The organism is Bacillus sp. 205(2023) (genome assembly GCF_037027485.1).
Classification (GTDB): Bacteria; Bacillota; Bacilli; order Bacillales; family Bacillaceae; genus Bacillus; species Bacillus halotolerans.
Genome location: NZ_JAXCHF010000021.1, coordinates 1 through 15,685, shown reverse-complemented (window position 1 = coordinate 15,685; position 15,685 = coordinate 1). Strand labels below are relative to the sequence as shown.

Annotated in this window: 16 protein-coding genes, 1 tRNA gene, 1 rRNA gene, 1 other RNA gene and 1 other annotated feature; of the genes, 5 read left to right on the top strand and 14 right to left on the bottom strand. The window is 42.1% G+C overall.

The window, feature by feature from the left end:
* Positions 1 to 283: 283 nt before the first annotated feature.
* The 7 genes from bofA to tadA form a co-directional block, all read right to left on the bottom strand.
* Positions 284 to 547 carry a sigma-K factor-processing regulator BofA gene (bofA, locus tag WA325_RS21005; RefSeq protein WP_024123600.1) on the bottom strand — a complete coding sequence of 88 codons (264 nt, stop codon included), beginning with the start codon at positions 545 to 547 and terminating at the stop codon, positions 284 to 286.
* A 66-nt stretch (positions 548 to 613) separates the two neighbouring features.
* Positions 614 to 838: a YaaL family protein gene (locus tag WA325_RS21000; RefSeq protein WP_024123599.1), complete on the bottom strand. Its 225-nt coding sequence runs from the start codon at positions 836 to 838 to the stop codon at positions 614 to 616.
* 18 nt (positions 839 to 856) lie between these two features.
* Complete coding sequence (gene recR / locus WA325_RS20995; protein WP_024123598.1) at positions 857 to 1,453, bottom strand: recombination protein RecR; 597 nt, start codon at positions 1,451 to 1,453, stop codon at positions 857 to 859.
* 14 nt (positions 1,454 to 1,467) lie between these two features.
* The gene (locus tag WA325_RS20990; protein WP_014112282.1) at positions 1,468 to 1,791 is read right to left on the bottom strand and encodes a YbaB/EbfC family nucleoid-associated protein; all 324 of its coding nucleotides are present in this window, start codon (positions 1,789 to 1,791) and stop codon (positions 1,468 to 1,470) included.
* 23 nt (positions 1,792 to 1,814) lie between these two features.
* Entirely contained in the window at positions 1,815 to 3,509 is a 1,695-nt protein-coding gene (dnaX, locus tag WA325_RS20985; RefSeq protein ID WP_336184157.1) for a DNA polymerase III subunit gamma/tau, read from the bottom strand.
* Positions 3,510 to 3,637: 128 nt separating this feature from the next.
* Positions 3,638 to 3,902, bottom strand: an RNA gene (gene ffs, locus WA325_RS20980) — signal recognition particle sRNA large type.
* Positions 3,903 to 3,984: 82 nt separating this feature from the next.
* Positions 3,985 to 4,470, bottom strand: coding sequence for a tRNA adenosine(34) deaminase TadA (gene tadA, locus WA325_RS20975; RefSeq protein ID WP_105955732.1), 486 nt, complete (start codon positions 4,468 to 4,470; stop codon positions 3,985 to 3,987).
* Between the two features lie 83 nt (positions 4,471 to 4,553).
* Here tadA and WA325_RS20970 point away from each other — a divergent pair, with 83 nt between their 5' ends.
* From WA325_RS20970 to dck, 4 genes are all read left to right on the top strand, one after another.
* On the top strand, positions 4,554 to 5,105 hold the full coding sequence (locus WA325_RS20970; protein ID WP_010332741.1) for an isochorismatase family cysteine hydrolase: 552 nt from the start codon (positions 4,554 to 4,556) through the stop codon (positions 5,103 to 5,105).
* Positions 5,106 to 5,167: 62 nt separating this feature from the next.
* Positions 5,168 to 6,451 (top strand): glycoside hydrolase family 18 protein, encoded by a 1,284-nt coding sequence (locus WA325_RS20965; protein ID WP_336184156.1) that lies wholly within the window; start codon positions 5,168 to 5,170, stop codon positions 6,449 to 6,451.
* 98 nt (positions 6,452 to 6,549) lie between these two features.
* Positions 6,550 to 7,173: a deoxyguanosine kinase gene (dgk, locus tag WA325_RS20960; RefSeq protein WP_044153628.1), complete on the top strand. Its 624-nt coding sequence runs from the start codon at positions 6,550 to 6,552 to the stop codon at positions 7,171 to 7,173.
* Positions 7,170 to 7,823: a deoxyadenosine/deoxycytidine kinase gene (gene dck / locus WA325_RS20955; RefSeq protein WP_029441179.1), complete on the top strand. Its 654-nt coding sequence runs from the start codon at positions 7,170 to 7,172 to the stop codon at positions 7,821 to 7,823. Before dgk ends, dck begins: the two co-directional genes overlap by 4 nt.
* 114 nt (positions 7,824 to 7,937) lie before the next feature.
* Here dck and WA325_RS20950 read toward each other — a convergent pair.
* The 6 genes from WA325_RS20950 to guaB form a co-directional block, all read right to left on the bottom strand.
* Positions 7,938 to 8,030 (bottom strand) — tRNA-Ser (locus tag WA325_RS20950).
* A gap of 132 nt (positions 8,031 to 8,162) precedes the next feature.
* On the bottom strand, positions 8,163 to 9,440 hold the full coding sequence (gene serS, locus WA325_RS20945) for a serine--tRNA ligase (RefSeq protein ID WP_336184155.1): 1,278 nt from the start codon (positions 9,438 to 9,440) through the stop codon (positions 8,163 to 8,165).
* 67 nt (positions 9,441 to 9,507) lie between these two features.
* Positions 9,508 to 9,720: a binding site (T-box leader), on the bottom strand.
* Positions 9,721 to 9,772: 52 nt separating this feature from the next.
* Positions 9,773 to 10,363 carry a pyridoxal 5'-phosphate synthase glutaminase subunit PdxT gene (gene pdxT, locus WA325_RS20940; protein ID WP_336184154.1) on the bottom strand — a complete coding sequence of 197 codons (591 nt, stop codon included), beginning with the start codon at positions 10,361 to 10,363 and terminating at the stop codon, positions 9,773 to 9,775.
* A gap of 20 nt (positions 10,364 to 10,383) precedes the next feature.
* Positions 10,384 to 11,268: a pyridoxal 5'-phosphate synthase lyase subunit PdxS gene (pdxS, locus tag WA325_RS20935; protein ID WP_024123589.1), complete on the bottom strand. Its 885-nt coding sequence runs from the start codon at positions 11,266 to 11,268 to the stop codon at positions 10,384 to 10,386.
* Between the two features lie 195 nt (positions 11,269 to 11,463).
* A complete protein-coding gene (dacA, locus tag WA325_RS20930) occupies positions 11,464 to 12,795 on the bottom strand; it encodes a D-alanyl-D-alanine carboxypeptidase (RefSeq protein ID WP_024123588.1) in 1,332 nt (443 codons plus the stop codon).
* Positions 12,796 to 12,949: 154 nt separating this feature from the next.
* Positions 12,950 to 14,416, bottom strand: coding sequence for an IMP dehydrogenase (guaB, locus tag WA325_RS20925; RefSeq protein WP_024123587.1), 1,467 nt, complete (start codon positions 14,414 to 14,416; stop codon positions 12,950 to 12,952).
* 120 nt (positions 14,417 to 14,536) lie between these two features.
* Between guaB and WA325_RS20920 the strand changes: the two genes are divergently transcribed.
* Positions 14,537 to 15,487 carry a YaaC family protein gene (locus tag WA325_RS20920; protein WP_336184158.1) on the top strand — a complete coding sequence of 317 codons (951 nt, stop codon included), beginning with the start codon at positions 14,537 to 14,539 and terminating at the stop codon, positions 15,485 to 15,487.
* A 39-nt stretch (positions 15,488 to 15,526) separates the two neighbouring features.
* Here WA325_RS20920 and rrf read toward each other — a convergent pair.
* Positions 15,527 to 15,642 (bottom strand): 5S ribosomal RNA (rrf, locus tag WA325_RS20915).
* Positions 15,643 to 15,685: the final 43 nt, after the last annotated feature.

Sequence of the window (15,685 nt, the reverse complement as noted above, 5' to 3'; positions counted from 1 at the left end):
AGCGTTCGTCCTGAGCCAGGATCAAACTCTCCGATAAAGTAGTTTGACTGACTACGCACATCGCTGTGCGATTTTATAATAAAACTTGAATTAACAGGTACGTTTTGTCTTGTTTAGTTTTCAAAGAACTTTGTTGCCGCTCTTTAAGCGACTTTATAATCATAACATTTTACGCCGTTTCCGTCAACAACTTTTTTCGTAATTTCTTTAAAAAGCTTATCCGTCATCAGCGACGTATATTAGAATAACACCCTTACGTCTTAAAGTCAACATATAACATGAATTAAATAATAAAATGCTTAATCACTACTAATGCTGCTATTCCCGGTATGCCCAAGATTCCGCTTATGGCTGTTGTGACAATATTAATCGGCACATGGATGCCGAGGCTGCCTCCGAACATGTTCACACATACCAGCAACAAAGCACCCGCTACACATTTAACAGCAGTTATACCAATCCACTTTAAAGGCTTTGCAGGCGAACCTGATAAAAATAGAAGAACAACTAGTCCTAAAATAATCCCTATAATAAAAATAGGCTCCATGAATCTTCTCATCCCCTTCACTTGTTCTAGTACAAGCTTATGAGAAGATCCAGGAGTTTAGACCACTTACTTCCACCGGCTGATTTTCAAATTCCGCTGTTTCGCTTCCCTCAAGTAAAAAAAATACTTTGCTTCAGCTACCTTCAGCTCGCATAAAACCTCAGCTGATGGTTCAAGGCTTTTTTCAACCAGCTTCTTTTGCCTGTTCCACTCTTCCTTTTGCTTAAAAAGCTGCTCGATTAGTTTTTCATCAAACTCTCTTCTCAATGTTTTCTTGCGAAGAAAACCCATGGATCGCTTTTTCCTCCCTTACAATTCACGTCTTCCTTCAAGTGCCTTAGAAAGAGTGACCTCATCAGCATATTCCAAGTCACCGCCGACGGGCAGTCCGTGGGCAATACGGGAGAGCTTAATACCAGATGGCTTCAAGAGCCTTGATATATACATCGCTGTTGCTTCCCCTTCTATATTAGGGTTTGTTGCGAGAATCACTTCTGTCACTTGATCATCCTGTAATCGTTTTAACAATTCTGGTATTTTTATATCCTCTGGTCCGATGCCGTCCATTGGAGAAATGGCGCCGTGGAGAACATGATACTGGCCGTTGTATTCTTTCATTTTCTCCATAGCAATAACATCCTTAGGGTCTTGCACAACACAGATAATGGACTTATCCCTTCGTGAATCTTCACATATATAACAAGGGTCCTGATCTGTAATATGCCCGCAAACTGAGCAATATGTCAGATTGCGTTTCGCATTTACCAACGCTTTCGCAAAATCTAATACCACATCTTCTTTCATACCTAGAACAAAAAAAGCCAGACGGACCGCTGTTTTCGGTCCGATCCCTGGCAATTTCATAAAGCTGTCGATCAGCTTTGATATTGGTTCAGGATATTGCATTTTCTTTTATCCCCCTAGAACAAACCTGGCATGTTCATTCCTTTTGTAAATTGACCCATTGTTTCGTTTGTGATCTCGTCAACTTTTTTCAAGGCTTCATTCGTTGCAGCAAGCACTAAGTCCTGGAGCATTTCGATATCTTCCGGGTCAACTACATCTTCTTTAATGATGACATCCAGAATTTCTTTTTGGCCGTTTGCTTTAACTGTTACCATACCGCCGCCTGCAGTTCCTTCAACTACCTGTTCTGCAAGCTCTTCTTGAGCCTTGGCCATATCCTTTTGCATTTTTTGCATTTGTTTCATCATTTTTTGCATATTTCCCATTCCGCCACGCATATTATCCACTCTCTTTCATTTTGTTAGTCTTTTATTTCAATTAAATCCGCTCCGACAAGCTTTTTCGCTTCTGCAATAAGCGGGTCTTCTTCAGCCGGCTCATTTGATCCTTCATTTTCCTGCTGATGATCTACTAAAAATTCTTCTCTTATTTTACCCCATTGTGCTTCTGGAACGCCAATCAAATCCATTCTTTTTCCGAGCATAGATTCTAAAATCTGTTCAAGATTAGACCGGACACCATTGTTATCCTCGGCGACCATTTTACAATGTATTTCATATTTGAATTTCAGTACAAATGCCGAAGAAGCGGCAGCCACAGGTTCACTGTCATTCAGCAGCGCAGCATGTGATACTTTATTTTGCTGTTTCAGGTGAGCCAGAAGCTTGCCCCAGCTGCTTCTGAGCTGATCAAGGTCCGTCCTCGTTGCTTCTTTCAAAATTTCATGAATTCTGCCTACCGGCGCTTTGTAATTGGATTTCCCGCCTTTTGGCGCACGCGGCGCTTCTTTTTTCGGACTTTCCGCCGCTGCTTTTACGCCGGTTGTTTTGAGCCGTTCTACTTCTTGCTCAAGCTGCTGGATCTTTTTCATCAGCATATCAACTTCAGGCAGGTCTGCAGCAGCTGGTTGATGAGACGTTTGGCAAATCTTCACCACAGCCACTTCAAAGAAGATACGGGGATGATTCGTCCATTTCATTTCCTGGTGGCTCTTGTTCAGGATATCAATCATTTCATATATCGCCTGGGTCGGAATTTGGTCACTCAATTCACGGAACGTTTCATCGACTTTTACTTTTTCCAGTACACCCTCTAAGCCAGGAGCTGTTTTGAACAGCAGCATGTCCCTGAAATAGAAAATCATATCCTCTATCAGCTTCGCCGGGTCTTTCCCTTGCTGAAGCAGCTCATTCAATGTTTCCAAAGCTTCAGAAACATGTTTTTCATGCAGAGATTGCGCAAGCTTTCCTATATATAATTGAGAAACTGCTCCGGTAATCAGAAGCGCATCATCAACTTTTAGCTCGTCGCCGCTGAATGAGACTGCCTGGTCAAGAAGGCTCAAAGCATCCCTCATACCGCCATCTGCAGCACTCGCAATAATGTCGAGCGCCCCTTCTTCAACCTGCAGCTCTTCAGCATCAACTATTTTGTTCATACGTCCGACAATCGCTTGGGATGTAATTCGCTTGAAGTCAAAACGCTGACATCTGGAGATAATGGTTAAAGGAATTTTGTGCGGTTCTGTCGTTGCTAAAATGAAAATACAATGCTCAGGCGGCTCTTCTAATGTTTTTAATAACGCATTAAAGGCGCCGATAGAAAGCATATGCACCTCATCTATGATATATACCTTATATGTGACGGCCGATGGGGCAAACTTCACTTTGTCGCGGATGTCACGAATTTCATCAACACCATTGTTAGAAGCGGCGTCAATTTCTATGACATCGGATATGGACCCGTTTGTTATCCCTTTACAGGCTGCACATTCGTTACATGGCTCATCAACAGGAGCGTGTTCACAGTTGACAGCTTTGGCAAATATTTTGGCCGCACTGGTTTTTCCCGTACCCCTTGGCCCGGAAAACAGATAAGCATGAGAAAATTTCTTTTGCAAAAGGGCATTTTGAAGCGTTTTTGTAATGTGCTCTTGCCCGACCACATCTTCAAAGCGCTGAGGCCTGAATACTCGATATAAAGCTTGGTAACTCACGGGTGCGCCCTCCTCCGTTATTCATCATTCCCATTATACATGAACCGTGTATCGATTCCAAAAGCTCTTTTACATAACAAAAAACTCACCTAATATTAGGTGAGTTTGAAAATTTGATGATTGATTTACCGTGCACCTTCTGTCGATTCGCTACCCTAAGCGTTACTTAAGCAGTTAGCTCGGCCCAGGCAACCCTGCGGCACATGAGAGGTTTCACTTAATGCTGCTTCCTTCCGGACCTGACATGGTTCATGAATTCCCATTGCGCAGGACCCAAACGTCAACACCACTTACTTAAGGCAGACCTTAAAGTAAACGAACCTCGAGAAGGGATTCGGCCCCGCTAGAGCGGATTGCGGGTACAGGGCACCGCTACCTCCCCGCTTAGCACGGCAAAATAAATATCAAATTTTATGTCGCATCTATGATGATGCACACATAAGTATATCCTTTTCCCCTAAAAATTGCAACCTTACTACTCAGACAAGTTTTTCCTAGAAGCTTTCTTCTTTTTTCTCAGATCTCTGAAAAATGCACTGAGCATTCCTCCGCATTCTTCCTCCAGCACACCGCTCACCACTTCAGCCTGATGATTAAAGCGTTCTTCCTGAAGAAGGTTCATTAACGTGCCTGAACAGCCTCCTTTTGGATCAAATGCGCCAAATACCACTTTCTCCACGCGTGAAAGCACGACGGCTCCGGCACACATCGGACAAGGCTCAAGGGTAACGTAAAGTGTTGCGCCTTCCAGTCTCCATGTTCCAAGTGACTTGCACGCTTCATCAATCACAAGCATTTCCGCATGAGCGATAGACCGCTGCTCTGTTTCTCTTAAATTGTGCGCGCGTGCCACGATTTTATCATTCACGACAAGCACGGCTCCGATCGGTACCTCGCCTTTCGCTTCAGCTTTTTCCGCTTCTTTTATTGCTTCTTTCATATAAAGTTCATCTTGATTCATCAGATTAGCTCTCTTTTCAAAGTTTTTTCCTTACCTAAAAAGGCTACATATTAACTATAACTTAAACAGAAAGGAGACTGTCGATGTCTAAAGCAGACACAGCTCTTCTCATTGTAGACATGATTAATAATTTTGAATTTGATATGGGAGAAAGCCTCGCCAACAAAACAGAAAAAATCGTTCCTCACATTTTATCATTAAAAAAGCACGCAAGACAAAATGACTGGCCGATTATATACATTAATGATCATTACGGGCTTTGGCAAGCGGATATCCAAAATATCCAGCAAGAATGTGAAAACGAGAAAAGCAAGGCCATTATCGAAAAGATATCGCCCGAGGATGCCGACTATTTTTTAATCAAGCCGAAACACTCCGCTTTTTATGAAACAGCCCTCCATACCCTCCTGACTGAATTACAGGTGAAACGCATTGTCTTAACAGGGATAGCGGGAAATATATGCGTGCTGTTTACTGCTAATGATGCTTACATGAGAGAATACAGCATTACAATACCTAAGGACTGCATTGCTTCTAACAGCGATAAGGACAATGAATTCGCTCTAACCATGATGGAAAATGTTCTTTTCGCAGAAATCACAACGGAAGAACAAATTACAGAAAAACAAACATGATTAGCGCTTTCCTTTCATACATTGTAGCGATATGAAAGGAGGCGTTTTTCATTCAAATTTATGTGGTGAAACAAGGCGACACTCTTTCTGCTATCGCTTCACAATACAGAACAACTGCAAACGAAATCACAGAAACGAATGAAATACCGAATCCCGATAGCCTTGTTGTCGGACAAACCATTGTCATTCCAATAGCTGGCCAGTTTTATGATGTTCAACAAGGTGATACCCTGACATCCATCGCACAGCAATTTAATACAACAGCAGCTGAGCTTGCCAGGGTGAACCGCATCCAGTTAAATACCGTACTGCAGATTGGTTTCCGTTTATACATTCCTCCAGTTCCAAAAAGAGACATCGAATCAAGCGCTTATTTGGAGCCCCGCGGAAATCAAGTCAGCGAAAATCTCCAGCAGGCGGCCAGAGAAGCATCACCCTACTTAACGTACCTTGGGGCATTCAGTTTCCAGGCACAGCGTGATGGAACCTTAGTCGCACCGCCTTTAACGAATTTAAGAAGCATTGCAGAGAATCAAGGCACGACACTGATGATGATTATAACGAACCTAGAAAACCAGGCATTCAGCGATGAGCTCGGCCGGATCCTTTTGAACGACGATACTGTGAAAAGAAGACTTTTGAATGAAATAGTCGAGAATGCCAGAAGATATGGCTTCCGCGCTATTCATTTTGACTTTGAATACTTACGGCCCCAGGACAGGGAGGCATATAATCAATTTCTCCGCGAGGCAAGGGATCTTTTTCATCAAGAAGGCTTTGAAATTTCTACGGCGCTTGCCCCTAAAACAAGCGCAACACAGCAGGGCAGATGGTACGAAGCCCATGATTACAGAGCACATGGCCAAATTGTAGACTTCGTTGTTCTCATGACATATGAATGGGGATACAGCGGCGGACCGGCTCAAGCCGTTTCTCCAATAGGACCTGTTCGGAACGTCATTGAATATGCTTTAACCGAAATGCCCGCCAATAAAATTGTCATGGGGCAGAATTTATATGGATATGACTGGACACTTCCTTATACAGCAGGAGGAACTCCGGCAAGAGCAATAAGCCCTCAGCAAGCCATTGCCATAGCCGATCAAAACAATGCCGACATCCAGTATGACCAAACCGCCCAAGCCCCCTTCTTCCGCTATACTGATGCAGAAAACAAAAGGCACGAGGTATGGTTTGAAGACGCCCGTTCGATTCAGGCCAAATTCAATCTGATTAAAGAGCTTAATTTAAGAGGGATCAGCTACTGGAAGCTGGGGCTTTCCTTTCCTCAAAACTGGCTGCTGCTTTCTGATCAATTTCAAGTTGTCAAAAAGACGTTCCGTTAATTTGGAAACGTCTTTTTTTCATAGGGGAATCCAAGGGTTGTGATACAATATGAAGGTCAGCAATTGACGGACGTTTTTTAGAAATAAGGAGGATTCCAATGAATACAGCCCCTTTTATCGCAGTTGAAGGTCCTATCGGGGCAGGAAAAACAACGCTCGCGACGATGCTTTCACAAGAGCTTGGATTCCCTATGATCAGTGAGATTGTTGAGGATAACCCATACCTTGATAAGTTTTATGACAACATAGAGGAATGGAGCTTCCAGCTTGAGATGTTTTTTCTTTGTCACAGGTACAAACAGCTTGAGGATACCAGCCATCACTTTTTAAATGAAGGACAGCCTGTGATAGCTGATTATCACATTTACAAAAATGTGATCTTTGCGGAACGAACGCTGTCAGAACAGCAGCTCAACAAATACAGAAAGATTTTTCATCTTCTTACCGATGATCTTCCAAAACCAAATTTCATCATTTACATAAAGGCAAGTCTGCCCACATTGTTACACCGCATTGAAAAACGCGGGCGTCCCTTTGAGAAAAAGATTGAAACAAGCTATTTGGAGCAGCTGATCGCAGATTATGACATCGCCATCAAGCAACTGCAGGAAGCAGACCCAGATCTTACGGTGTTAACAATAGATGGCGATTCAGAGGATTTCGTTTTGAATAAGAGCGATTTTGAACGTATTGCCGCCCATGTAAAGGAGCTTATAAAATGAAGGAACATCATATCCCTAAGAATTCAATCATTACAGTAGCAGGAACAGTAGGTGTCGGAAAATCCACTTTAACAAGAGCATTGGCTAAACGGCTTGGCTTTAAAACCTCTCTTGAGGAAGTCGATCATAACCCATACTTAGAAAAATTCTATCATGATTTTGAACGCTGGAGCTTCCATCTGCAAATCTACTTCTTAGCTGAACGATTCAAAGAACAGAAAAATATTTTTGAAGCCGGCGGAGGGTTTGTACAGGATCGTTCTATTTATGAGGATACTGGGATTTTTGCAAAAATGCACGCTGACAAAGGGACAATGTCAAAGATTGATTATAAAACCTATACAAGCCTGTTTGAAGCAATGGTCATGACACCGTATTTCCCGCATCCTGATGTGCTGATCTATTTAGAAGGCGATCTGGAAAACATATTAGCCCGGATTGAAGAACGCGGACGTGAAATGGAGCTTCAAACAGATCGATCTTATTGGGAAGAAATGCACACGCGTTACGAAAACTGGATCAGCGGTTTTAACGCTTGCCCTGTCCTTAAAATCCGTATTGAGGATTATGACTTGAAGAATGATGAAAGTTCTATCGAGAACATTGTTGATCAAATCGCAACTGTCATTCATGAAACGAAAAAAAAGTGAATCTCATGACCTGAGATTCACTTTTTTATGATATGAAAAAATCCGTTGCGAACGATGCAACGGACAAAACAATCTCCAATATATGCTTGAGTTTCATTAGAATTAAAATCAATATGGCGGAGGAAGAGGGATTCGAACCCCCGCGGGCTTTGACACCCCTGTCGGTTTTCAAGACCGATCCCTTCAGCCGGACTTGGGTATTCCTCCGTATCGACAAGACTTACTATATCATGAATGTTTTATGATGGTCAAGCATTTTTAAAAACTTTTTTTGTTTTTATGAAAATGTTTAATTCAAATAGCGAAAAGGCGTGCCTTATCAGGCACACCTTCTCCGCATTACGCTTTGATGACTTCTCTATTTCCCATATAAGGACGAAGCGCTTTTGGTATAATGACGCTTCCGTCTTCCTGCTGATAATTTTCTAAAATAGCGGCAACTGTTCTTCCGACTGCCAGACCTGAGCCGTTCAATGTGTGTACATGCTCTGGTTTGCCTTTCGCTTCACGTCTGAAACGAATGTTCGCACGTCTGGCCTGGAACGCTTCGAAGTTGCTGCAAGAAGAAATTTCACGATATGTGTCTTGGCTCGGAATCCAAACTTCTATATCGTATTTTTTCGCAGCCGTAAATCCTAAATCACCCGTACACATGCTCATTACACGGTATGGAAGTTCCAACAGCTGGAGCACACGCTCAGCCTGGTTTGTTAGTTTTTCTAACTCATCATAAGAATCTTCCGGCTTTACAAACTTCACAAGCTCCACTTTATTAAACTGGTGCTGACGGATTAATCCGCGTGTATCGCGCCCTGCTGAACCAGCTTCTGAACGGAAGCAGGCACTGAATGCCGCATAATTAATCGGCAGGCTGTCACCTGACAGAATTTCATCCCGATGCATATTTGTGATCGGCACTTCAGCAGTCGGAATCAAGAAGTAATCCTCTTCTCTGATTTTAAACGCATCCTCTTCGAACTTTGGAAGCTGTCCTGTTCCCGTCATGCTTGCGCGGTTTACCATATAAGGCGGGATGACCTCAGTATAGTTATACTCATCCACATGAAGGTCAAGCATAAAGTTATAAAGCGCACGCTCCAAACGAGCACCTAAGCCTTTATAAAACACGAAGCGGCTTCCTGTTACCTTCGCAGCACGTTCAAAATCAAGAATGCCGAGCTCATCAGCAATATCCCAATGCGGTTTTGGCTCATGTGCAAATGAAGGTGTTTCGCCCCATTTCCGGATTTCTACGTTATCATCTTCCGTTTCACCGACTGGCACTGATTCATGCGGAATATTCGGGATTGAAAGAAGAATGGTCTCAAGCGCAGATTCTACTGTTCTTAATTCTTCATCAAGTTTTTTAATTTCCTCGCCGACTTCACGCATTTCTTTAATGATGTGATCCGCGTCTTTTTTCTCGCGTTTCAAAGCAGCTACCTGCTGGGATACTTCATTCCGTTTTCCTTTTAGTTCTTCTACTTTTCCGATAAGCTCTCTTCTTTTATCATCAAGCTCCTCGAACTTATCAAAATCTGTTAAGTCTTCGCCTTTGTGTACAAGCTTTGCTTTAATTTCTTGAAAATTTGCTCTCAGCATTTTCGTATCAAGCATGCGAAACACTCCTTTTTTTCATTAAATTCATTGAATTATCGAAAATAAAAAGAGCCCTCATCCCCATGAAAGGGACGAGAGCTCTCGCGTTGCCACCCTGATTGAAAACAAGCCATAGACTTGTTTTCCGCTTTCACACATAACGGTTATCCCGTAAATGCCTACTTCATTCAGCATTTCGCTCAAGGATGGATTCAGACAGCATCTTTCACCGATTCGCACCAACCATCGGCTCTCTTAGAAAGAGAGGCTTCCTACTAGTTCCTATCAACGCTTTTCGATCTTTATTTGTGTTTATAATGTACTATAAGTTTCCACAGCTTTCAACTGTTTTATACAAGGGCTTTCTGCTTGTATTCCTCGACCATTTGAACGAACAGCCTTGTCACTCGATGATCCTCTGTCAGCTCCGGATGGAACGAACAGCCCAAGAAATTACCCTGTTTAGCCGCAACAATGCGTCCGTTATGCTCAGAAAGCACTTCAACATTTTCACCGGCTTCCAAGATATGCGGCGCACGGATGAATACACCAGTGAAGGGTTCGTCCAGCCCTTTAATTGTTAAATCAGCTTCAAAGCTGTCAACCTGCCGGCCAAACGAATTCCGTTCAACAACTACATTCAGCAAACCTAAATGAGCGTTATCTGAACCGGCAATTTCCTTTGCTAAAATAATTAAACCGGCACATGTCCCAAACATCGGTTTTCCCTGAGCAGCAAACTCACGCAATGGCTCCATGAATTGATACGTATCAATTAAACGGCGCATTGTCGTGCTTTCTCCGCCCGGCAAAATTAAACCATCGATTTCGTTTAGCTGCTCTGGGCGTTTAATAACAAGTCCAGCTGCACCGCATGCTTCAATTGCATGGATATGCTCTCTTACTGCTCCTTGAAGTCCTAGTACACCTATTGTTAACATGTCGCAGCTCTCCTATATTCTTACCAGCCGCGTTCTTGCATACGCTGTTCTGGAAGTAAATTTGAGATTTCGATCCCTTTCATTGCAGTTCCAAGCTCTTTTGAAAGCTCTGCAATCAATTTATAATCAGTGAAGTGAGTTGTCGCTTCCACAATTGCTTTTGCGAATTTTGCAGGATTGTCTGATTTGAAGATACCAGAACCAACAAATACACCGTCAGCGCCAAGCTGCATCATAAGTGCCGCATCAGCAGGAGTCGCTACGCCGCCAGCCGCAAAGTTAACGACAGGAAGTTTACCGTCTCTTTTAATTTGTTGAAGCAGCTCATAAGGCGCTCCCAAATTTTTCGCTTCCGTCATCAGCTCATCATCGCTCATTGCAACTACTTTGCGCACTTGAGCGTTTACCTTGCGCATATGGCGAACAGCTTCGACGATATTACCAGTTCCAGGCTCACCTTTTGTACGAAGCATAGAAGCGCCTTCAGCAATACGGCGTGTTGCTTCGCCGAGGTCACGGCAGCCGCACACGAAAGGAACTGTATATTCATTTTTATTCAAATGAAATTCTTCGTCAGCCGGAGTCAGAACTTCACTTTCATCAATATAGTCAACACCCATAGCTTCAAGCACACGCGCTTCAACAATATGTCCGATACGCGCTTTTGCCATTACAGGGATGGATACAGCATTCATTACTTCTTCCACGATTGTAGGGTCTGCCATACGGGCAACTCCTCCAGCCGCACGAATATCAGCTGGTACACGTTCTAGCGCCATTACAGCGACAGCTCCAGCCTCTTCAGCAATTTTCGCTTGTTCCGCATTGATGACGTCCATGATGACGCCGCCTTTTTGCATTTCTGCCATTCCGCGTTTTACACGTTCAGTACCTGTTTGAGCCATTTCTTGGTCCCCCTAATCAAGGTATAGTATATGATTTCTATTTCTTATTGTATCCTAGAAATCCAATAATTCATATGGATATAACTTATTTTATTCGGTTTTTAGGGCTTTGAAAATCATTTTTTATTAAAAATTGGGTTTTTTCAGTATATTAAGCGAAAGAGCCCTAACATCAATCAGAGCTCTTTCAATTCATTAAAACCAGCCAGTTACTGTATCAACAATGCTTCCCCAGATACCAGCGAAAAATCCGCCGATGCTGCGCATTGTTAAAACAAACCAGTTTGCTTTATCTACATTTTCTTTCGTCACAAGATCTACACCTGCCAGGCTGCTGTTAAGGAATCCATAGTCCTTTTCATCACCTGTATATTCCGCAGTCAGTTTCCCAACCTTCGTCCCTTTTTTCACAGGGGCAGTCAAAGTGTCTTTGTTTAAAGTGACTTTTGCTTTGTAATTCTTTTCTTCACCATTTTTGACAGGAAGAGAAAATGCCTTGCTTGTGACAATGCCTACTTCTTTCTCTTTACCTTTATCTACAGAAATGGTTTTATGGCCTTTTACCTGATCGCCTTCAGCATAAATTTCTTTCATAGAGAAATTGTTGAAAGCATAATCAAACATTTTTTTCGTTTCATCGAAACGGCCAGTGTGAATGTTGCCTTTTGCGTTTAACACCACAGTGATGACACGCATTCCGTTTCTTTCAGCAGTTCCTGTGAAACATGAACCCGCAGAGTCAGTAGAACCTGTTTTCAGTCCATCTACAGTTGCACCTTTGTACTCGCTGACAAGACCCTTCAGCATAAAGTTCCAGTTTGGCATGTCCATTTCATCATCTGTGCCTTTTCTGAACTTCATTTTTGAGATGCTGGAAGTTTCTAAAATCTCAGGGTAGTCAGTAATCAGGTGATCTGCAAGAATAGCCATATCCTTAGCAGAAACTTCACTTTCTTCATCTACGCTTGTCCCTTCAGGCTGCTTGCCGTGAAGATCTTTGTTTTCAAGACCTGTTGCATTAACAAATTTGTAATTTGTTAATCCCAGTTCTTTTGCTTTTGCATTCATTTTTTCAACGAACTTTGTTTCAGAGCCCGCAATAACTTCTGCAATGGCAATTGCTGCCGCATTTGCAGAATAGATTGCTGTCGCTTGATAAAGTTCTTTTACTGTGTATTTGCCGTCTTTCCGAAGAGGAACGTTTGATAAACTGTTATCTTGGGAAATCTCATACACATAGTCATCAGGCGTATAGGTTTGATCCCATTTTACTTTGCCTTCATCAATTGCTTCTAATAACAGATACTCTGTCATCATTTTTGTCATGCTTGCAATTGGCAGTCTTTTCTCTGCATTTTTGCTGTAAAGAATTTTACCTGAAGAAGCTTCGATCATAATAGCAGCTGATGCGTTGATATCAATTGGATCGCTGGCAGCCTTTGCTTTTGACATTGGAGTCAGGCAAGTTACGGCCAGGGTTAAAACAACCAATGACATCAATAGCTGTTTACATTTCTTGATGTTCAATCGTACGACCTCCGTATTTCATTTTTCTTCATCTATAATTAAGCCGTTAAGGACATTTTCAATGCACAACAGTATAAATTTTATCATAATCGGTATAAAAAAAATAGACAGAGTCAGAGACCCTGTCAAATGTTTTTAATTTGTAACAATTTATTTATGAAATTGTATAGTTCGGTGATTCTTTTGTAATCTGTACATCATGCGGATGGCTTTCACGAAGGCCTGCACCAGTCATACGAATGAACTGAGCTTCTTCTCTTAAAGCGCGAAGATCTTTAGATCCGCAATATCCCATACCAGAACGAAGACCGCCGACTAGCTGATAAACTGTTTCTTCAACTGGTCCCTTGTAAGGTGTACGTCCTTCAATGCCTTCTGGAACGAATTTTTTATTTTCTTCTTGGAAGTAACGGTCTTTACTTCCTTTTTCCATTGCAGCCACAGATCCCATACCGCGGTATACTTTGAATCTTCTGCCTTGGTAGATTTCAGTTTCACCAGGGCTTTCTGACGTACCTGCCAGCAAGCTTCCAAGCATAACAGCATGTCCGCCGGCTGCCAATGCCTTTGCAATATCGCCAGAGAATTTAATTCCGCCGTCTGCGATAATTGTTTTGCCATGTTTTCTTGCTTCAGTCGCACAGTCATAAATCGCTGTGATTTGAGGTACACCAACACCTGCTACCACACGAGTAGTACAAATTGAACCAGGTCCGATTCCTACTTTGACAACATCAGCACCAGCTTCGAAGAGTGCTTTTGTCGCTTCAGCTGTTGCTACGTTTCCAGCGATAATATTTAATTCAGGATACGTTTCACGGATCTTTGTCACTGTGTTTAACACGCCTTGAGAATGCCCGTGTGCTGTATCGATAACAATGACATCCACATTGGCTTCTACAAGCTTTTTCACGCGTGTCATCGTGTCACCAGTTACGCCAACTGCCGCACCAACGATCAAACGGCCGTGAATGTCTTTAGAAGAGTTAGGGAACTCGATAACCTTTTCAATGTCTTTAATCGTGATAAGACCTTTTAATTTATTTTGATCATCAACGAGTGGAAGCTTTTCAATTTTATGTTTCTGCAAAATCTTTTCAGCTTCGTCTAAAGTCGTTCCAACCGGTGCAGTGACAAGTTCTTCTTTTGTCATGACATCACTGATTTTCATTGAGTAATCAGAAATAAAACGAAGGTCACGGTTAGTGATAATACCGACAAGCTTTTGGTCTTCTTTGTTATCTACAATCGGAACACCGGAAATTCTGTATTTCCCCATCAAATGCTCCGCATCAAAAACTTGGTGATCAGGAGTTAAAAAGAAGGGATTTGTAATAACGCCTCGTTCAGAGCGTTTTACTTTATCAACTTGTTCAGCCTGCTGCTCGATCGACATATTTTTATGAATGATGCCCAAGCCGCCCTGTCTAGCCATTGCAATCGCCATTGCTGATTCTGTTACAGTGTCCATACCTGCGCTGATGACAGGAATATTCAGCTTTAACGTCTTTGTAAGTTCAACAGATAAATCCACATCACGCGGAAGTACCTCTGACTTAGCTGGTACAAGCAGCACATCGTCGAACGTTAAGCCTTCTTTTGAAAATTTACTTTCCCACATTAGTAAATCCCCCTCTTTTCGGCAAAATATTATATGTAGATTATCAACAAGCCAAGAGCATGTCAAGGAACCGAAAAAGAGTTGAAATATTTAGATAACGGAAAGGAATTAGAAATACATATGACATATCATGATTGGAAAGACTTAGCGCTATTTTACTCCGTAGAATCAACCCAGAAATTTCTAGAAAAAGTCTATGTCTTAAATGGTGCAGATGAGGCGAAACGGAACTCTTTTAAAAACAGCGAGCGGTTTATTTTTTTCTTGAAGCATGCTGAATCATTCTATAAGCAAGCCTCTTGCTCGCCTTTAGAAATCAAACCGATACTTTTATTCTACGGGATGTCACAGCTGATCAAAGCATGTCTCATCACACAGGACCCTCACTACCCAAGCCATACATCCGTTCTCGCACATGGCGTCACAGCACGTAAAAGAAAGAAGCAAAATTATTGTTTTAGCGATGATGAAGTGAAAATACAACGCAACGGTTTATGTATGCACTTCATGAAACACTTATTTGGTCAATCAGGTATAGAAGATGAACGGTATACTATGAAAAAGTTATTAGCCGCTATACCAGAATTAAGTGATATTTTTCAATTTCAGAAAAAGGAATGCTTTATTACAAAGGTTGAGAAGGAAAAAGACATGGTTTCTATACCAGAGGATATCGTCATTCATTATAAGATGTCTGATTCACGATTTGTTGAATATATGTCTCATCATTTTAAATGGACCTTTTTGAAGAAAGATAAAGATGACCTGCTGTTCCATCTTTCGCGGCAAGACATAAATCCATGGACGTCAATCAGCCTATTATTTGATTTGGACAAAAGACAATATTATATTCCTTCTAAACGAGATCAGTTTCTTAAACTTCCGGAAATAACAATCCATTATTTAATTTTGTACAACATAGGAATGATTGCGAGGTATGAGACAGAATGGTGGTATGAGCTGTTAACACAGCATGTCAGTGATGATTACGTGTTAATTCAGCAGTTTTTAATGGTAACGGAAAACAAATTTCCCAAATACGTTTTGAAATTCCTGCAACAATATATATAAACAAAAAACCCAGCTCAATGAGCTGGGTTTTACCCTTTTGCTTGGCGGCGTCCTACTCTCACAGGGGGAACCCCCCGACTACCATCGGCGCTGAAGAGCTTAACTTCCGTGTTCGGCATGGGAACGGGTGTGACCTCTTCGCTATCGCCACCAAACAATTGAGAGTGTTCTCTCAAAACTAGATAACAGGTGTGACAT

Coding starts and splice junctions, on each gene's coding strand:
- guaB (WP_024123587.1), bottom strand. CDS start 14,416: ATGTGGGAAAGTAAATTTTCAAAAGAAGGCTTAACGTTCGACGATGTG.
- bofA (WP_024123600.1), bottom strand. CDS start 547: ATGGAGCCTATTTTTATTATAGGGATTATTTTAGGACTAGTTGTTCTT.
- WA325_RS21000 (WP_024123599.1), bottom strand. CDS start 838: ATGGGTTTTCTTCGCAAGAAAACATTGAGAAGAGAGTTTGATGAAAAA.
- WA325_RS20990 (WP_014112282.1), bottom strand. CDS start 1,791: ATGCGTGGCGGAATGGGAAATATGCAAAAAATGATGAAACAAATGCAA.
- WA325_RS20920 (WP_336184158.1), top strand. CDS start 14,537: ATGACATATCATGATTGGAAAGACTTAGCGCTATTTTACTCCGTAGAA.
- recR (WP_024123598.1), bottom strand. CDS start 1,453: ATGCAATATCCTGAACCAATATCAAAGCTGATCGACAGCTTTATGAAA.
- tadA (WP_105955732.1), bottom strand. CDS start 4,470: ATGAATCAAGATGAACTTTATATGAAAGAAGCAATAAAAGAAGCGGAA.
- dck (WP_029441179.1), top strand. CDS start 7,170: ATGAAGGAACATCATATCCCTAAGAATTCAATCATTACAGTAGCAGGA.
- pdxS (WP_024123589.1), bottom strand. CDS start 11,268: ATGGCTCAAACAGGTACTGAACGTGTAAAACGCGGAATGGCAGAAATG.
- serS (WP_336184155.1), bottom strand. CDS start 9,440: ATGCTTGATACGAAAATGCTGAGAGCAAATTTTCAAGAAATTAAAGCA.
- dgk (WP_044153628.1), top strand. CDS start 6,550: ATGAATACAGCCCCTTTTATCGCAGTTGAAGGTCCTATCGGGGCAGGA.
- WA325_RS20970 (WP_010332741.1), top strand. CDS start 4,554: ATGTCTAAAGCAGACACAGCTCTTCTCATTGTAGACATGATTAATAAT.
- pdxT (WP_336184154.1), bottom strand. CDS start 10,363: ATGTTAACAATAGGTGTACTAGGACTTCAAGGAGCAGTAAGAGAGCAT.